The organism is Exiguobacterium artemiae (assembly GCF_033342815.1).
In the GTDB taxonomy this organism is placed as follows: domain Bacteria; phylum Bacillota; class Bacilli; order Exiguobacteriales; family Exiguobacteriaceae; genus Exiguobacterium_A; species Exiguobacterium_A artemiae_A.
In genome coordinates, this window is record NZ_JAWPEN010000005.1 from 32511 (window position 1) to 47646 (window position 15136).

General features: G+C 48.8%; 22 protein-coding genes. 13 read left to right on the forward strand and 9 right to left on the reverse strand.

All coding sequences use genetic code 11. The features are described 5' to 3' along the window. Positions 1-72 precede the first annotated feature (72 nt). Complete coding sequence (locus tag R7V76_RS06750; protein WP_318091709.1) at positions 73-840, reverse strand: SDR family NAD(P)-dependent oxidoreductase; 768 nt, start codon at positions 838-840, stop codon at positions 73-75. Between the two features lie 120 nt (positions 841-960). On the opposite strand from R7V76_RS06750, the gene R7V76_RS06755 reads away from it, so the two are divergent. Beyond that, complete coding sequence (locus tag R7V76_RS06755; RefSeq protein WP_318091710.1) at positions 961-1593, forward strand: hypothetical protein; 633 nt, start codon at positions 961-963, stop codon at positions 1591-1593. Here the strand turns inward: R7V76_RS06755 and R7V76_RS06760 are convergent. After that, a complete protein-coding gene (locus R7V76_RS06760; RefSeq protein WP_318091711.1) occupies positions 1575-2441 on the reverse strand; it encodes a LysR family transcriptional regulator in 867 nt (288 codons plus the stop codon). The genes R7V76_RS06755 and R7V76_RS06760 overlap by 19 nt on opposite strands. Before the next feature lie 142 nt (positions 2442-2583). Here R7V76_RS06760 and R7V76_RS06765 point away from each other — a divergent pair, with 142 nt between their 5' ends. The 4 genes from R7V76_RS06765 (at position 2584) to R7V76_RS06780 (ending at position 5358) form a co-directional block, all read left to right on the forward strand. Continuing rightward, positions 2584-2922, forward strand: coding sequence for an ArsR/SmtB family transcription factor (locus tag R7V76_RS06765; RefSeq protein ID WP_114595855.1), 339 nt, complete (start codon positions 2584-2586; stop codon positions 2920-2922). Positions 2923-2928: 6 nt separating this feature from the next. Continuing rightward, on the forward strand, positions 2929-3441 hold the full coding sequence (locus tag R7V76_RS06770; protein ID WP_114595854.1) for an SRPBCC family protein: 513 nt from the start codon (positions 2929-2931) through the stop codon (positions 3439-3441). 170 nt (positions 3442-3611) lie between these two features. After that, the gene (locus tag R7V76_RS06775) at positions 3612-4904 is read left to right on the forward strand and encodes a globin-coupled sensor protein (RefSeq protein WP_318091712.1); all 1293 of its coding nucleotides are present in this window, start codon (positions 3612-3614) and stop codon (positions 4902-4904) included. Positions 4905-4917: 13 nt separating this feature from the next. After that, the gene (locus R7V76_RS06780) at positions 4918-5358 is read left to right on the forward strand and encodes a DUF4362 domain-containing protein (RefSeq protein ID WP_214764828.1); all 441 of its coding nucleotides are present in this window, start codon (positions 4918-4920) and stop codon (positions 5356-5358) included. Between the two features lie 25 nt (positions 5359-5383). Here R7V76_RS06780 and R7V76_RS06785 read toward each other — a convergent pair whose 3' ends face one another. The 4 genes from R7V76_RS06785 to R7V76_RS06800 all read right to left on the reverse strand — a co-directional run bounded on the left by R7V76_RS06785 (position 5384) and on the right by R7V76_RS06800 (position 7763). Further along, the gene (locus R7V76_RS06785; protein ID WP_318091713.1) at positions 5384-6037 is read right to left on the reverse strand and encodes a homing endonuclease associated repeat-containing protein; all 654 of its coding nucleotides are present in this window, start codon (positions 6035-6037) and stop codon (positions 5384-5386) included. 111 nt (positions 6038-6148) lie between these two features. After that, positions 6149-6520 (reverse strand): hypothetical protein, encoded by a 372-nt coding sequence (locus R7V76_RS06790; RefSeq protein WP_318091714.1) that lies wholly within the window; start codon positions 6518-6520, stop codon positions 6149-6151. Between the two features lie 40 nt (positions 6521-6560). Further along, positions 6561-7448 (reverse strand): NAD-dependent epimerase/dehydratase family protein, encoded by an 888-nt coding sequence (locus R7V76_RS06795; protein WP_318091715.1) that lies wholly within the window; start codon positions 7446-7448, stop codon positions 6561-6563. A gap of 21 nt (positions 7449-7469) precedes the next feature. After that, positions 7470-7763, reverse strand: a complete 294-nt coding sequence (locus tag R7V76_RS06800) for a hypothetical protein (protein ID WP_318091716.1) — start codon at positions 7761-7763, stop codon at positions 7470-7472. A gap of 150 nt (positions 7764-7913) precedes the next feature. On the opposite strand from R7V76_RS06800, the gene R7V76_RS06805 reads away from it, so the two are divergent. Further along, positions 7914-8561 carry a hypothetical protein gene (locus R7V76_RS06805; protein WP_318091717.1) on the forward strand — a complete coding sequence of 216 codons (648 nt, stop codon included), beginning with the start codon at positions 7914-7916 and terminating at the stop codon, positions 8559-8561. 20 nt (positions 8562-8581) lie between these two features. After that, a complete protein-coding gene (locus tag R7V76_RS06810) occupies positions 8582-8761 on the forward strand; it encodes a hypothetical protein (protein WP_318091719.1) in 180 nt (59 codons plus the stop codon). Positions 8762-8804: 43 nt separating this feature from the next. Here R7V76_RS06810 and R7V76_RS06815 read toward each other — a convergent pair whose 3' ends face one another. Further along, complete coding sequence (locus R7V76_RS06815; protein ID WP_318091720.1) at positions 8805-10010, reverse strand: MFS transporter; 1206 nt, start codon at positions 10008-10010, stop codon at positions 8805-8807. Positions 10011-10124: 114 nt separating this feature from the next. On the opposite strand from R7V76_RS06815, the gene R7V76_RS06820 reads away from it, so the two are divergent. After that, positions 10125-10637 (forward strand): GNAT family N-acetyltransferase, encoded by a 513-nt coding sequence (locus tag R7V76_RS06820; protein ID WP_318091721.1) that lies wholly within the window; start codon positions 10125-10127, stop codon positions 10635-10637. 34 nt (positions 10638-10671) lie between these two features. On the opposite strand, the gene R7V76_RS06825 is transcribed toward R7V76_RS06820, so the two are convergent. Together R7V76_RS06825 and R7V76_RS06830 are read right to left on the reverse strand one after the other, a co-directional pair. Then, positions 10672-11103: a hypothetical protein gene (locus tag R7V76_RS06825; RefSeq protein ID WP_318091723.1), complete on the reverse strand. Its 432-nt coding sequence runs from the start codon at positions 11101-11103 to the stop codon at positions 10672-10674. 17 nt (positions 11104-11120) lie between these two features. After that, the gene (locus R7V76_RS06830) at positions 11121-11591 is read right to left on the reverse strand and encodes a GNAT family N-acetyltransferase (RefSeq protein WP_318091724.1); all 471 of its coding nucleotides are present in this window, start codon (positions 11589-11591) and stop codon (positions 11121-11123) included. Between the two features lie 163 nt (positions 11592-11754). Here R7V76_RS06830 and R7V76_RS06835 point away from each other — a divergent pair, with 163 nt between their 5' ends. The 5 genes from R7V76_RS06835 (at position 11755) to R7V76_RS06855 (ending at position 14877) form a co-directional block, all read left to right on the forward strand. Continuing rightward, positions 11755-12192 (forward strand): NUDIX domain-containing protein, encoded by a 438-nt coding sequence (locus tag R7V76_RS06835; protein WP_026828370.1) that lies wholly within the window; start codon positions 11755-11757, stop codon positions 12190-12192. 14 nt (positions 12193-12206) lie between these two features. After that, the gene (locus tag R7V76_RS06840) at positions 12207-12671 is read left to right on the forward strand and encodes a GNAT family N-acetyltransferase (RefSeq protein ID WP_318091725.1); all 465 of its coding nucleotides are present in this window, start codon (positions 12207-12209) and stop codon (positions 12669-12671) included. A gap of 248 nt (positions 12672-12919) precedes the next feature. After that, a complete protein-coding gene (locus tag R7V76_RS06845) occupies positions 12920-13294 on the forward strand; it encodes a YciI family protein (RefSeq protein WP_318091726.1) in 375 nt (124 codons plus the stop codon). Positions 13295-13402: 108 nt separating this feature from the next. Beyond that, the gene (locus R7V76_RS06850; RefSeq protein WP_318091727.1) at positions 13403-14107 is read left to right on the forward strand and encodes an ABC transporter ATP-binding protein; all 705 of its coding nucleotides are present in this window, start codon (positions 13403-13405) and stop codon (positions 14105-14107) included. Next, the gene (locus tag R7V76_RS06855) at positions 14104-14877 is read left to right on the forward strand and encodes an ABC transporter permease (protein ID WP_318091728.1); all 774 of its coding nucleotides are present in this window, start codon (positions 14104-14106) and stop codon (positions 14875-14877) included. Before R7V76_RS06850 ends, R7V76_RS06855 begins: the two co-directional genes overlap by 4 nt. Positions 14878-15136: the final 259 nt, after the last annotated feature.

A 15136-nucleotide genomic window follows, 5' to 3' on the forward strand; every position in this document is an offset into this window, starting at 1 on the left:
TCACTTTAAAAATAGGGCACGACAGAAAAAAGGGACTTTCGATTAAAATCGGAAGCCCTTTTTCGTCTCACGTTAAAACCCTTTAATCGTCATCCCGCCGTCGACGAATAACGTTTGACCGGTGACGTACGTTCCAGCGTCGGACGAAAGAAAAACAGCCGGTCCAACCAGTTCCGTCAGTTCACCGACCCGGCCGAGCGGCGTCACGTCGACGATCTCCTGTAAGTAGGTTGGGTCGGCGAGCAACGGTTCCGTCAGCGGCGTCTTGAAATACCACGGTCCGATTGCATTGACGCGGATATTTTTCGGACCCCATTCAAGCGCCAATACTTTTGTCATCTGAATCAAAGCTGCTTTGGTCGTCGCATAAACGACACCGGTCCGCAAGGCGACGTGTCCCGCAACCGAAGCAATGTTCAGGATACTGCCGCCGGTGTCCTGCATCCGGCGTCCGATTTCCTGAGAGAACAGGAAGGCAGACTTTAAGTTCGTCTGTTGAATCGTTTCCCACTCATCTTCCGTGACATCAAGTGCTTTCGAGCGGATGTTCATCCCGGCGTTGTTGACGAGGACATCGATCCGGTCGACATATGTATAGGCACGGTCCACCGTCGTTTGGACCTGAGTCCGGTCGGTGACGTCGCACGTCAAAACAAAGGCCCGTCGTCCAAGCTGTTCGATTTGTTTTGCGGTTTCCTGTAAATCGGATTCTGTGCGGGCGACCAGTAAGACATCTGCGCCAGCTTCCGCCATTCCGATCGCCAGGGCACGGCCGATGCCGCGACCGGCACCGGTCACAAGAACGGTTTTTTGATCCAGTTGAAACGAAGGTAAGTACATATGATCACATCCTATTCTGACAGTGTAATTTTACTGTACGCTCAAATTGACTGAAAAGAAAGAAAAATGCTGATGGACTGATAATGATATGTTATTATTTGGTAAAAAAGGAGGGGCGATATGAAACGGAAGCTCGGACTGATGATTCTCTCCGTTTTAGTACTGGCAGCATCGCTGGTTGCTTTTGAACGTTATGTCTACACGACTTATATTTATAAACCGGCGGATTACACATTCCACTACAAAATTAAGCCGCGCAAAGCAATGAAGGGGCCGAAATTTGGAACAAAACCGTTCCCGAAAGGTCCAATGATCAAAGGTGCCTCCTTGTTCTTGCCGGATATTCTGCTGCCGGTCGGAGCACTGGTCACAGCCTTCTTATCTGTGTTTGTGTTCCGCCGGTTACTCGGATACCGCCGGCGTAAACAGTTGCTTGAGCCGACGGAAGAGGGGGGTCCGCAAATCTTGCGTCCGAAGATAGCACCGCTTGACTGGCATCCGGAGCGACAACGACAACAAACGGACTCCGTTTCCGAAGTCCGTCAATTGATTGCTTCTTTTGACCGGCGGCTGCCGGACGGATCAAAACGCCGACCGGAAGAAACGGTCCAGGACTGGCTCGACCGGATCAAGTTGACGATTGATCCGATACTTTATCATATGGTCCGTTACGGGGAAATCGATGATCAGACGCTCGACCGTTCCGAAATCGACGCTCTGCGGAACCGACTGAATCAACGGCTACGCGGATGACCAATCAAACGGAGTAACGTCTGATGGTGTTCTGCATCCCTAGTTACAAGCGACAGTTCACGTGTGACATCAAAACCGGTGATCGGCAATGTCCGGACTTCCGGCGGGAGACCATCCTGAAAGATTGCCGGTAAAATCGCGATCCCGAGTTTTGCCCGGATGAAGCCAAGGATGCTTGAACCGAATTCCATTTCCGAGGCGACGGTATAGGTCGCCCCGCGTTCCGCAAACGCGGCTTTCAGGATATTCGTCGAGTCACAGTCGATCGGCAAGGACAGGAACGACGAGGCTTCGATTTGATCGAACCGGACATCGACACAGCCTTCGAACCGTTCGTCGGCTTCATGGAAGTACAGTAAAAACGGTTCCGTATACAGGTGTGTCGACGGATACGGATGCTCGATTTGCCGATCGTCGAGCAATACGGCATCGTACTGATGTTGCTCCAAACCGGCCATCAGTTCGATGTACGTATGGGCCGTCTTGATCTTCAGTTCCGGACCGCCCACTGTTGGATGGTTGGCGAAGTGTTGCGGCAGGTAAGACATGGCGACACTCGGCCATGAACCGAGTGTAAACGACGTCTGTCCCTGCAACTGATCAATTTTTCGTTGCATGTCATCGAGCTGTTCGAGAATTTTTTGTCCGTCTTTGAAGACGATTTCTCCTGCCGGCGTCAATGAGACGCCGCTCGTCGTCCGTGTGAACAGCGGAGCACCGACCGCCTGTTCGAGATTTTTGATTTGTTTGCTAAGCGCCGGTTGCGTCATATGCAAAAGTTCGCTCGCTTTCGTCAGGCTGGATGTTTCCGCCGTGACGTGAAAGGCTTCGAGCCATTCGGTTTTCATAAGACTTCACTCTCTCTTTACATGCGTGTGCTTTGACGATACTGTACGTTCGTTTCTTCTGACAACTGTTTCGCTCAATTTTATATATTCCTTGTTTGGAATATTCCTTAAAGGGTATATAGATACAGAAGAGGTGGAAATCATGTCAGATGGGCTTGCACGTACGTTATTTGCTTTATCCGATTCTAATCGCTTGAAAATCGTCGAACTGTTGAAGACAGGTCCGTTACCGGTCGGTGAAATTGCGGCGCAGTTACGTCTCAACCAACCGCAAACATCGAAACACCTGAAAGTTTTGCTCGAAGCAGATATCGTCCGGATTGAACCGGTCGCCAACCGCCGAATCTATCATTTGCGGACAGAGCCGTTTCAAGGACTCACTGCGTGGAGCCAATCGTTTGAACAGCAGATGATCAGCCGGATGACACGACTCGAAACGTATTTGGAGCAGAAGCAGAATGCAGTCAATCCAAAGGAGTGAATGAAGATGCAGGAAAAATTAAAAACAACGGTCGACGGTTCCATTTTACAGATGGAATGGACGTTTAATGCTCCACGTGAGCTGGTCTTTGCCGCGTTCACGGAAAAAGAGCAACTGGAAGCCTGGTGGGGTCCGGAAGGCTGGCAAACGGAAATCACGACCTTTGATTTTGTTGAGGGCGGTATCTGGCATTACTGTATGCGGTGCATCGATCCCGCGCAAGGCGACTTCTACGGAATGGAATCTTGGGGCAAAGCCATTTTCCGTCAAATCGACGCTCCGCAAAGTTACGCCCACGCCGATTATTTCTCGGACGCGTCAGGGATGATCTCGGAGGAATTACCCGGTAGTGAAAACACGACGACGTTTGAATCCGTCGGCAATCGGACACGGGTGTTGTTCCGGTCCGATTTCAAGACCGAGGAAGCCGTTAAACAAGTCCTTGAGATGGGAATGAAAGAAGGATTCACTTCACAATTGCATCGTCTCGATCAATGGCTTAGTCAACGAACCCTATAATAAATCGCTAAACGCCCCGTTTGATGACGGGACGTTTTTTATCGGGGGAAACGGGAATCGGATCTGCTGTTTAACGGACATGTTTTTGGGGATTAAAAGGGAAATTACTTCACTTTTCCTTCTCTGGTACCGTTATATAAGGTGAGATGAACGAAAAGGAGCGCGATGGTGTGAAATGGTGGTCAAAACAACAGGAAATGACGTTTGCAGATCGAATGAATCAGGAACGGGAACATGTTCGTTTAGAAGCGGGAGCAGCATTTGCGCAACAACTCCAGCTGATTGATTTGACGGTCGAGGATTTACAAATCGTCCGTTTGATCCGTCATGATGTCGCGGAGTGGATGCCGCAGATGGTCGATGCGTTTTATGCGGAGTTGGTCCGGGTGCCGGAGCTGAAACAACTGATTGAACGGCATTCGACACTTGAACGGTTAAAAGGAACGCTTGCCAAGCATATTCTCCAGATGTTTGACGGACAGGTTACACCGGACTACATCAATGTCCGAAAACGGATCGCCGACCGGCATGTCCGGATTGGTCTGCAAAATAAGTGGTACATCGCCGCCTTCCAAAAGGTATTAAACGTCTTAAGCCGGCAAATCGAGGACAGTACGTTACCGGAGTCGGAACAGGTCCGGATCGTCCGCTCCGCCGGGAAACTGTTTAATCTCGAACAACAGATCGTTTTGACGATGTATGAGGAAATGGTCGAAGCCGAGCGGCAGACGGTCACGGATGCGAAACAGCGTGTCGGACAAACTGTTCAAAAGTCGACAGAGGAACTGGCCGCGATGAGTCAACAATCGTCTGCCAGTTTTCAGGAAATGGAGCGGCATGCCCAACAGGTATCCGTGACGACGGGAACGATTGCGACGCAATTAAGCCAAGCCGCGAAAGAAGCAGAGGATGGCGTCGATTTGGTCGAGGCGGAAACGAAACGGTTCGAGCACGTCGTCAACGAGATGACGCAGACGACGGAACAGATGACGCAACTTGCTTTTTTATCGCAAGAAATCGAACGAATTGCCGGAATGGTGACGGCGATTTCCGATCAGACGAACCTGTTGAGTCTCAACGCCTCGATCGAGGCCGCACGGGCCGGCGAGATGGGACGTGGCTTTACCGTCGTCGCCCAGGAAATCCGGAAACTGGCGGAAGAAAGTAAACGTTCCGCGTCAGAAGCATCAAGCATCGCGCAGGAAATCACTTCGAAAATGGGACAAGTCTCGGAGCGGATGAGCGGGACCGAGCAGTCGGTCGTGCAAACGACGGAAGAGCTGACCCGTGTCGTCACCGCCTTTACGACAATTTCCCGTCAAACGGTCGATGTCTCGAAACAAATCATTACATTGTCGCAGGATACGGAACAGGTCGCCGGAACGATTGAAGGGATGCGCCATATCGCGGAATCGATTGCCGAGACGGCTGACGATTTACAAACCGTTGCGACGACACTCTGAAGGAGGGATGGGGATGAGAAAACGAATCTATCTGTTGTTTGGAGTTGGAATTCTGATGCTTGCCGGTTGTGCAAGTAACGATTACCCGTCAGAGGAAGCCATCAAAAACGGCGATATCGTCACGACACCGGAACGGGCGAACGTTGACCAGTTTGAAACGTTTTTACAGCGGGTGGAGGCGAATAAAAAAGACACAATTCGGATCACGAACTATACGACGGAAGGAGATGCAATTCTGGAAGACATCACCTACGACGGAAAACAGTTCGTCTATTCACTGGATTCATCGCGCGACGAATACGGTTCCCAGGCCGACGACCGGGAAAAAGAAGTCTGTCGAAACATGCAGAAGAAAGCTGAAAACGAAGGATATGTCTTTACATTGACCGATTGTCAGGAAGGTCAGGATCATATTGTTTTTACTGCACGTCCAGGTGAATTATCTGACAGATGACAAAAGGTTGATCCTCAGACGGGGATCAACCTTTTGTGTACAGTGTCTCCTCGAGCAGTCGCAGGGCTTCCCGCCAGCTGGAAAAGCGTTCAATCAATAACGTTAAGGAAGGAGCTTGATGTGTCCGGGAGTACCGGACATATTCCTGGCTCGTGATAGTCGGACCAATCGCGTCATAGGCTTCGCGTAAGGCATTTAAGCAGTCTTCATTTGAGTAGAGGCCGCTTGACGATAATTGAAAATGAGCCAACGCCTGTTTCCAGGTTCCGTGATGGCGGATAATGGTATTCGCACTCATCATTTGCGGATAATTGGCCCGCAGTTCGGAATAGGACCGGATGGTCACCCGGGAGCCGCATGTTTTGACATAAAAGGCGATGCTGTCATCAACACTCCAGCGGTCACTGTTTGCCGAATCGGTTTTCGAGCGGTCGAGCACCGCCCGTTTTTCAGTCGATAGTTCGGAAGTCCGGATGATTCCCGCCTGTTCGAGCAAACGAGTCCAGGAGCCGAATCGCCGTTCGATTTCCGTCAGAGACGGATACGGTAAATAGCGGGCTAACTTTTGATAGTGGGCAGCTTTCATCGGAGCTGTGTGCAATTGGTGCAATCCTTGGATCAAGCGGATGATTTTTTCATTGGTCGTAATAGAAGTGGATGTAGGCGTGGTTTCTTTCATAGGAAGTCTCCCTTAGCGGATGGCTGTTCATAATGCCGCTAGTGTACCATCTAGCCTTAAGAGATTTAACTAACAAAATCGTAAGGTTCGGACTGATGTCCTGAAACGGGTTCAGCCCTCTGCAATGGCTTCGTACCGAAACGCGACAGTCCCTTGAAACACGTACAATTCGCTCGTTGAATTTTTTGACTGGTACAACTTCGTTCCTTTCGGCCAGTCGGTTGCTGTCCGGTCGGCAAGTGCTTCTTTTCCAGATAACTGTTTTTGGACGGTCGTAATGGAAACCAGATCTTTTTTCACGATGGTCATATCTTTGCCGCTCCGTTTATAGACACGATCATGGATCCGGATTAAATCCGCTGATTGATCCTGGCGGGCTTCCTTCGCAATGATGTCGGTCGTTGAGATCGTTTCGGTTTCCCGCGCACAGCCGGCAGTCAGACAAATGCTGCTCAGCAGGATGAAAATCAACTGTTTTTTCATTTCAGTCCTCCGTTTCGTTAGTCAGGCAGAAGAAGCTCTTTTATTTGGCGTTCGGTTGCAGTGAGAACAACTGGAGCAACCGCTCTATTGTCTCGTCAAACGATCGAACCGGTTCGTAACCGAGTGTCTTGATTTTGTCTGTTGCATAGGTCGGACGTTCCGCGACACGATCAGGGATTTGGTACGGTTTGCCGGAGGCTTCAACCAGCCGCATTCGGAAGTCCGTTTCCGGAATGTTGGTATCGACGGCGTGAAACACATCACCTGGTTTTCCACGTGTCAGGACGAGGAAAACCATCTCGGCAATGTTATCGGCATGGACCCAGTTGACGAGATCGTCCGGGTGGACCCAGGTCACGCAATCCGCTTCCTGCATCCGTCTGACTTGCCGGTCGCCCCAGTGGGAATCCTGTTCGGCGCAAATGGCACCGGGGCGGAGAATCCGGACGTCCAAGCCGCGGGCGGCGTAATCGTTTAGAATCTGTTCCGACCGGATTTTTGTTTGGATATAGGGTGCCGGATGTTCAACCGCGAGCGGCGACGACTCCGTCAAATGACCATCTGCCGGTTCACCGTAAACGGACGTCGTCGAGATGTGGAGAATGTTTGCTCCGGCATCCAGCGCGGCCGTTGCTAAATGGTTGACTCCTTCGACATTCGACTGGTGGGCGAGATTTTCATCATCACCGAGATAGGCGGCGCAATGGACGACCCAGTCGATCTGATCCATCGCTTTTTCAAGTGACGTTTGATTGGTCAAATCACCAAGAACCGGTGTGATGCCGAGTGACTCGAATTCAGTGAACCGTTCCGCACTTCGAATTAATCCTCGGACTTCAAGCGCCTTTGGCAATAATCGTTTTGCGATGCGCAGTCCAAGCGTCCCGGTAACACCGGTGACGAGAATCCGTTTTCCGGACAGTTCCATCTGTTCAACCTTCTCTCTGGATTATTTGACCCGCTCAATCGTTGCGACGAGCGGTTTTTTGTCGTTTCGGTATTCAAAGCGGATAACATCACCCTTTTGGAGAACGGATAATTGATTCGTCCGCCCGTCAATTTTCGTCTCGCCGTCCAGCGTGACTTCGGTCAAGGCATACTGTTCCTCCGGATTTTGCTCGTCCGGACCGAGCGAAAGCTGATTGCCGTTCAGTTCTTCGATAACGTATGCCTGATCGGAACAACCGGATAAAATGGCTACGATAAATAGACTCAACAGCATCAGCCAAATGGTTCGACGCATGTTTCCACCACGCTTTCAATTAGTAGGATTCAGATATCAATCGGTTATGTTCATTGTAGGGATAGGAAACGAAATGCGAAAGTGAAATATGGATGAATTTAGTCAATTTGACAAAATGGATGGTAATATTAAGAAAAAAGAAGGGGTGTCATGAATGCTTTTGCTAAAAAAGTATTGAGCCTTTTGGGCGTCATGGTCGTGATGTCCGGTCTGGTGGTTTTCCTGTATGTTCAGTCGATGGAACCGGACGAACCGGAAGCCGACCGTGTGGTGCGCGAGACAAAATCGTATATCACAAAACACTTCAAACAGGCAGAGCTGGAAGGCGTCTTTTACGACGCTGCGGGAAAATACTCTGATTTTGATTATGCCGTACAGTTACAGGATCCAAAAACTGATACGGAATTTTTCGTCTACATCGATCAGCAGACAAAGCAGGTCACGGATACGTACTTGTCTGAACAGTGGTCACAGGAACTGACGGAACAGATTCGTCCGCTTGTCGAAAACATCTTCGGTTCAGGGACTGTGTACAGGGCCGTCTATTATCAGGACGATGTTCAGCAGTTGAAATTGGATTCGACATCGTCAAGCGAATATCAGAAAGCGAAAATCCCGCCATTCATTACGATTACACTGCAACGGGACCGATTACCGACGGAAGAAAAGAATCTGAACCGGTTGGCAACAGCTTTAAAGAAAAAGAAACTGCTCCGGCACGGAAATCTGGCCACGGAATACATCAATGAAAAAGGTTTTCTGCGGGAAGATGAAGTCGGATTTAATACGTACTTTTGACAAAAGGAAGGAACTGTAAAATGAAGAAAAACTACATATCAACCTTTCTCTTGCTGGACGCTGCTTTTACTATGGCAGGTCTGGCACTTCAGCCTGTCTTCGACTCAGCGCTGTTTATCGGTGCCGGTTTAGGTACTGTCTTTCTGTTTTGCGCGATTGTATTGATTGGAAAAAGAGAAAAGCAGAAAAAGACACATTGAACAGCTGTGTCTTTTTTGCTGCCTTCAATCTATTGAAACAACCTTACCGTACCGGTTGCTTCGCCTCCCGCACAGGAAACAACAGACCCACTCCGATAATCAGGGCACAACCGATAAAAATCGCCGATAATCCGAGGGTCGCGACAAATGACATCGTTCCGAGAATGATTAAATCGAACGCGGAATCAACGAGATTAAGCAGCGAAAGGGTCGTCGCCCGGCTGCCGGACGGAATGTGTTCGTTGATGATACCGGAATAAAGCGGTTGACGGATTGACCGAAGCATCCGCAGGACAAAAAAGAGCACTAAAGCAATCCATAAGCTGTCAAACAGGAAACTCGCCAATGAGACAGCAAGCAGTGTGATAATACCCGATAGTTGCATCAATGTCGTCCGTTTGAACCGGACCAATAGCCAGGCGAGATGACGCGTGATCAGCATGCTGAGTAGAGCGACGCTTGCGTACAAGACACCGAGCCAAGCGACGGGCAGTCCGGCTCCCGTTACGTACGGTTGCTCGAACTTGCCGAAAATGACGACAGACGGAATCAATACAATCGTGAAGTTGAGAAAGACTTTAATCAGATCCGGGGACCTTCGGATAATCTGCCAACCGTTTTTGACATGCGTATACGGGTTGTCCCGAAACTGATCAAACGATTTAGGATTGATCAGACTGAAAATCAACAAGAATTCAATGACTTTGAAAAGAATTCCGATGAGAATCAGGAACCGAAACTGACTTTCCGCCAAGTCCCGGACGAGATAGGCCCCGATCAGGCTGGTGAAAATCGTGACGGAAAACATCACGGACGAAATCTTCGCCATGACCTGACTCATCGTCTTTTCCTGACCACTTTCCTTTAAGGACTCGTAAATCAGAGCATCGTCTGAACCGGAAAAGAAGGACGTTGATAATCCCCACAGCAGTCCTTGGATTGAAAACCACCAAAGGTCATCCGCCATCAGCAACAAACTGGTCGAAAAGACGCTGATCAGGCTGCCGGTTAAAAACGACGCTTTTGGTCCGAAGCGGTCGGCAAAAGCGCCGGTCGGGATTTCTGATACTAACGTCGCGGCACAATACATGAAGAGGATGATCAGAATGTCAGATGCCGACAAGCCGCGATGGAAATAAAATAAGGTAATGACCGGATCAAGGAGATTAATTGTGCCAAACAAGGTAATGAAATAAAAGACGCGGACATTATGGGTAGCTAGATTATGATGATTTCGTTTGATGAACATGATTTTTCCTAACTTGAACTGTAGTGATGAATTGATGATAAACTGTATCTTATACGATTATAATGATAATATATGGAAGTTTAAAGGGTTAATTAGGAGTTAAAGGGGGATGGCATGAAAATTAAATTGAAAGCCTGTACGGCACTGGACGCAGAAGAGTTATATGTATTTGAACTCAAGAACCGCACATATTTTGAACAATCGATTCCGTCACGCGGAGATGACTATTACATGCCTGAGATTTTTAAGCAACGCCATGCGTCACTTTTGCAGGAGCAGCGGGATGGCACTTCGTTATTTTACCTGATCACAGATGAAGGCGGAGAAATTATGGGCCGCATCAATCTCGTTGATCGGGATGTAACTACGAAACGGGCAGAACTTGGGTACCGAATCGGACAGAATCATACGGGTAAGGGGATTGCCAAAGCGGCCGTCCGGTTGTTGATTGGACAATGTCAGAAACTTGATATTAAGGAAATTCAAGCGAAAACGACGGACGGAAACATCGCTTCGCAAAAAATCCTGACAAGTAATGGATTCCAACAAGAAAGCAAAGCAGTAGAAGTCGAACTGAACGGTCAACGGACGATGCTTATTCAGTTCAAACGGACGATGCTCGACTGACTTCAAAAATGACTCCGGTAGTTTTAACCGCGAGTCATTTTTTAGGATTATTATACGATTTTTTAAGAATCCTATGCGAAATCCAAAAATACAGAATCGCTGATGCGCCGCAAAGCACAAGAAGAGGCAGTAAGACAGACAGTTCACTGAATTGAATGACTCCATTATGATTTAGTAAAAGAATAACCAGGGCGATTGTACTGCCTGACACACCATACAACAAAGGGACTGTCTTCCGGCGCTTAGGGAAAAATGAAACGAATCGTTTTTTCAACCAGTCGACGAGGATTCCTGAAATTAAGATGACGGGAAACGAATAGAACGTATAGATGAGGAAATAATCGAAAGCCTCGGAAAAGACATCTTCATCTGAATCTTCGAGAAAGTCATAAACGCATAAAACCAACGTCAACAGACCGGAAGTGGCGATTGCGGTCAGAACGGCCGCGAAAAATTTGTTTAACATAGACGAGTATCCTTTTTTCATCTCATGATTTTTTGATACTGGATCAGCGTTGCGTTGTCGTTCAGCGGTTTCCGGACACCGGTTTCGACGTAACCCATCTTTTTGTATAACTGACACGTTTTCGTTTCTTCAAAGAGACTCGACAGTTCCCAAGTCTCAGCCTGAGGATAACGGGCTTCTGCAAGCAGCATCGCTTGTTTGGCAAATCCGTTGCCTTGCACATCCGGTGCTAGAAACAGCGGACTGATTCGGAAATGGACGTCTTCCTTCCAGCGAATACAAATCGCACCGACGAGCTGTCCGTCCGCGATGATTTTGTAGAAACAGCCGGCCGGATGTTGAATCCGTGCGTAGACACGGTCAATCGTCTCATTGGCCGGATTTGTGTCGTAATCTTGATATTTCTCAAGCAACGGGCTGAACGCAGCGACTTGCAGCTCAAATAACGCAAGTGCATCTTCGGCTTTAGCTTGTTGCAAATGTATCATCCTAATCCTCCTTTTTTTAACGTAATGGAATGATTTTACCATAAGGGCATTCATATGGAATTATTTTTCCTTTTTTTGAATAATGAATTGTCTCCGCTTGAAAAAGACTATGGTATAGTAGATAAGTTAAAAAATACCAACTGTGAATCAAGGGGGAATGAGCATGACACGCCAAAAAAACATCGTCTATAATGTCTTGTTAAATGAGACACGGGATCAGGTCTTGATGGTCAAAAACATCGGACCGTCTTATTCGTACTATACGCTGCCCGGGGGAACGGTCGAAGCGGGGGAGACGTTGCCGGAAGCAGCCGTCCGGGAAGCGAAAGAAGAGACTGGTTATGACGTCGCAGTCGGGGAACTGTTGCACGTCAGCGAAGCCTTTTTTCCGCAAGTCGATGAACATTGTCTGTTCTTCTTTTTCCAGTCGGAGATTCGCGGGGGCGAAATTGGCACGATTTTTCCGGATGAAATCGAAGAGATTTCGTGGGTGACGATTGCCGACGCCGTTCAGTTCATGAATCTGTCGAAAGAATACGAACAGATTCTGACGACGCAACAGACGGTCCCGTACGTCTTCAACGGACAAATCACACACTGAGCGGAGGGGTACACATGCAGATTGTCGAGACAACGGACCTGGATACACTAGCTAGGCTGAATCGCTACGTCCATGAGCCGCACGTCGCGCAGCAGTCGGACTTCTTTAAACCGTACGACTTTGCGACGGTCCGGGCTTTTTTTGCGAAAATCACCGGGACCGGTAGTCATCAGTTTTTAATTGCGGAGCTCGACGGAGAAGCGATCGGCTACGTCTGGATCGAATACCTGCGCCGTCCGGAAAGTGCCTTTCAGTTTGCCAATTCGAAAGCCCGCGTCCATCATCTCTGTATCGTCGATGACAAACAGCAGCAAGGGTTTGGCCGTCAGTTGTTGCTTGAAGTCGAGCGCAGGGCACTAGAGCAGGGCATACATAAAATCGATCTCGACTACTGGATGAGCAATGACGGGGTCGATATCTTCTACGAACGGCTTGGCTTTGAAAAGATGCGCCAAGTCGTCGCGAAATCGTTAAATTAAGAAAGAAGGAAGTATGAATGGATTATACAGACTTGAATTTTATCTTTGGTTTGCTGCGCATAGCAGTCCTCGTCATGGCCATCCCGTCAATGGTGTACGCGTTGTATCTGTTGCGGAAGATTGCTAATAAATAAGCGGCACCTTGTTTCCTCGAAGGAGACAAGGTGTTTTGTATTACATCCATTAAAAACAGGGTATTTAAATAATGAACGACGTCTTCAGGAGGCCTTGGAACTAGGAGGGATCAGATGTTATTTCTATTCATCGGTTATTACGATGCAGAAAAGATGAATCAGTCCTCGCAACAAGAGCTCGATGCCGTCATGGAACGGTGTAATCCACCTCTCGAGACCTTTTTTACGAAACTCAACGTTTTGTATGAATGGCATCCGGGAGCCGAAACGAAACGGGCCCGGCTTCTCGACGGTCAGATTCAGCATCAGGACGGACCGGACCCGGACAAAACGGAACAGATCGGCAGTCTGATCGTGTTTGAAGCGGATGATTTGGAACAGGCGGTCGACCTGGCGTTGCTTCATCCGACGACCCAGTTACCGGAAGCACAGAAGTACGGCTGGCGGATGGAAGTGCGACCGCTGATTGATCCGAAAGAAGCAAAATAGACGGTTTTTTGAACATACAGCGCATCGATGCGTTGTATGTTTTTGTGATTTTCGGGTATACCTGTTTCATAGCTATCAACAGAAACCAGAAAGTCAGGTGAAGCAGACGTGTCGATCATTACCTTTGAAGACGTGCAGTACAAACACATACTCCGTGGCATCTCGGGTGCGTTTACGGAAGGAAAAATCACGACGCTCGTCGGACCAAGCGGTGCTGGCAAATCGACGTGCTTAAAACAAATCAACGGACTGATTTCTCCGGACAGCGGACGGATTCGTTACCGCGGCGAGGACTTAGAACAGATGAACCTTGTCGAACTGCGGAAACAAATCGGGATGGCGTTTCAAAGTGCGCCGATGTTGCCGGAGTCCGTCCTGGATAATCTCAGTTTGCCGAAAACGATTTTCCGCGAGACCTTGGCACCGGACGAAGCAAAGCGACTGCTGGAACAAGTCGACCTCCATGTCGACTTAAAACAGCCGGTCAAAGAGTTGTCAGGCGGTGAACGGAGCCGGCTTGCGATTGCCCGGACGCTCGTCAATCGACCGGATGTCTTGTTGCTCGACGAAATTACGGCCAGTCTTGATTTTCGGATGGTCAAGGAAATCGAACAGCTGATTCAGCGCCTGCAACGCGAGCTTCAGGTGACCGTCATCTGGATCACGCATGATCTCGATCAGGCACGCCGGGTCAGTGAAGAGGTCTGGTTCTTAAAAGACGGTCAATTGCTTGAGCAGGGGGACGTCTCGTTGCTTGAGCCGGACGGAGCACGTTCGGACATTCAGGCGTTCCTAAAGGGGGAATTGTCATGAGTTACGTCCAACTGGCAACTTCCCTGATTTTCATCGCGATACCACTCATTCTCGCCTTTACGCTGAAACTCGGGCTTGAAAAAGATATCTTAATTGCGACCGTCCGCTCGATCATTCAACTGCTGATCATCGGGTATATCCTGACATTCGTTTTTGAGAGCGACAGTCCGATTTACATCCTGTTGATGATTCTGTTGATGATTGGTGCCGCGACGCTGAACGTCATCCGCAAGGGCGACGGCATCCCGGGCATCCAGTGGATTGTCCTTGCGACCTTGGTCTCGGTCGAAGTCCTGACGATGGGACTGATGCTTGGATTGAACATCATTCCGTTTGAAGCCCAGCAAGTCATCCCGATCAGCGGGATGGTCATCGGGAACTGTATGATTCTGTCACTGTTGTTTTTGAATAAGTTCAAGGATGAGGTCGAACGGAGCGACGAAGTGATTGAATTGATTTTATCCCTCGGCGGTGATACGAAAACGGCGATTGATACCAGTCTCAAAAGTGCGATTCGGACGAGTATGATTCCGACGATTGAGGCGCAAAAGACGATGGGACTCGTCCAACTGCCGGGCATGATGAGCGGTCTGATCATCGGCGGGGCCGACCCGATGGAAGCCGTTCTGTATCAACTGCTGATCTTATTCCTGTTGCTTACGACGGCAGCGACGTCGGCTGTTCTTGTCGGTTACATGTCGTACCGGAAATTATTTAATCAAAAGTCACAGTTCATCGGTTTGACGTACCGAAAAGACACGCGCAACTAATTTGAATTTGGAAACAGCCCTTGAGATGCTCAGCGGGCTGTTTTGTTGGATTTAAAAACACCGGTATACCGGTGTTTTCTGATTTGCGACAAGACGCAAACACGAGAATTTAGTTGAAGAATTAAGGCAATAACGAACAAGCCGTGCATCCGATTCCCTAAAAGGGAGTGGATGCACGGCTTGTTTAAAAGGATTCCTGTCCATCTCGGTCTTTATTCAAAAAGCAGGAAATCTTTAATGAACAGCGAATTCTGTCTAC

Excerpts from the sequence above, each read along its gene's own strand:
- R7V76_RS06815 (WP_318091720.1), bottom strand. The coding sequence starts at position 10,010 with ATGTTCATCAAACGAAATCATCATAATCTAGCTACCCATAATGTCCGC.
- R7V76_RS06760 (WP_318091711.1), bottom strand. The coding sequence starts at position 2,441 with ATGAAAACCGAATGGCTCGAAGCCTTTCACGTCACGGCGGAAACATCC.
- R7V76_RS06825 (WP_318091723.1), bottom strand. The coding sequence starts at position 11,103 with ATGTTAAACAAATTTTTCGCGGCCGTTCTGACCGCAATCGCCACTTCC.
- R7V76_RS06855 (WP_318091728.1), top strand. The coding sequence starts at position 14,104 with ATGAGTTACGTCCAACTGGCAACTTCCCTGATTTTCATCGCGATACCA.
- R7V76_RS06755 (WP_318091710.1), top strand. The coding sequence starts at position 961 with ATGAAACGGAAGCTCGGACTGATGATTCTCTCCGTTTTAGTACTGGCA.
- R7V76_RS06750 (WP_318091709.1), bottom strand. The coding sequence starts at position 840 with ATGTACTTACCTTCGTTTCAACTGGATCAAAAAACCGTTCTTGTGACC.
- R7V76_RS06790 (WP_318091714.1), bottom strand. The coding sequence starts at position 6,520 with ATGAAAAAACAGTTGATTTTCATCCTGCTGAGCAGCATTTGTCTGACT.
- R7V76_RS06835 (WP_026828370.1), top strand. The coding sequence starts at position 11,755 with ATGACACGCCAAAAAAACATCGTCTATAATGTCTTGTTAAATGAGACA.
- R7V76_RS06810 (WP_318091719.1), top strand. The coding sequence starts at position 8,582 with ATGAAGAAAAACTACATATCAACCTTTCTCTTGCTGGACGCTGCTTTT.
- R7V76_RS06770 (WP_114595854.1), top strand. The coding sequence starts at position 2,929 with ATGCAGGAAAAATTAAAAACAACGGTCGACGGTTCCATTTTACAGATG.
- R7V76_RS06845 (WP_318091726.1), top strand. The coding sequence starts at position 12,920 with ATGTTATTTCTATTCATCGGTTATTACGATGCAGAAAAGATGAATCAG.
- R7V76_RS06780 (WP_214764828.1), top strand. The coding sequence starts at position 4,918 with ATGAGAAAACGAATCTATCTGTTGTTTGGAGTTGGAATTCTGATGCTT.
- R7V76_RS06830 (WP_318091724.1), bottom strand. The coding sequence starts at position 11,591 with ATGATACATTTGCAACAAGCTAAAGCCGAAGATGCACTTGCGTTATTT.
- R7V76_RS06765 (WP_114595855.1), top strand. The coding sequence starts at position 2,584 with ATGTCAGATGGGCTTGCACGTACGTTATTTGCTTTATCCGATTCTAAT.
- R7V76_RS06820 (WP_318091721.1), top strand. The coding sequence starts at position 10,125 with ATGAAAATTAAATTGAAAGCCTGTACGGCACTGGACGCAGAAGAGTTA.
- R7V76_RS06840 (WP_318091725.1), top strand. The coding sequence starts at position 12,207 with ATGCAGATTGTCGAGACAACGGACCTGGATACACTAGCTAGGCTGAAT.
- R7V76_RS06795 (WP_318091715.1), bottom strand. The coding sequence starts at position 7,448 with ATGGAACTGTCCGGAAAACGGATTCTCGTCACCGGTGTTACCGGGACG.
- R7V76_RS06805 (WP_318091717.1), top strand. The coding sequence starts at position 7,914 with ATGAATGCTTTTGCTAAAAAAGTATTGAGCCTTTTGGGCGTCATGGTC.
- R7V76_RS06785 (WP_318091713.1), bottom strand. The coding sequence starts at position 6,037 with ATGAAAGAAACCACGCCTACATCCACTTCTATTACGACCAATGAAAAA.
- R7V76_RS06800 (WP_318091716.1), bottom strand. The coding sequence starts at position 7,763 with ATGCGTCGAACCATTTGGCTGATGCTGTTGAGTCTATTTATCGTAGCC.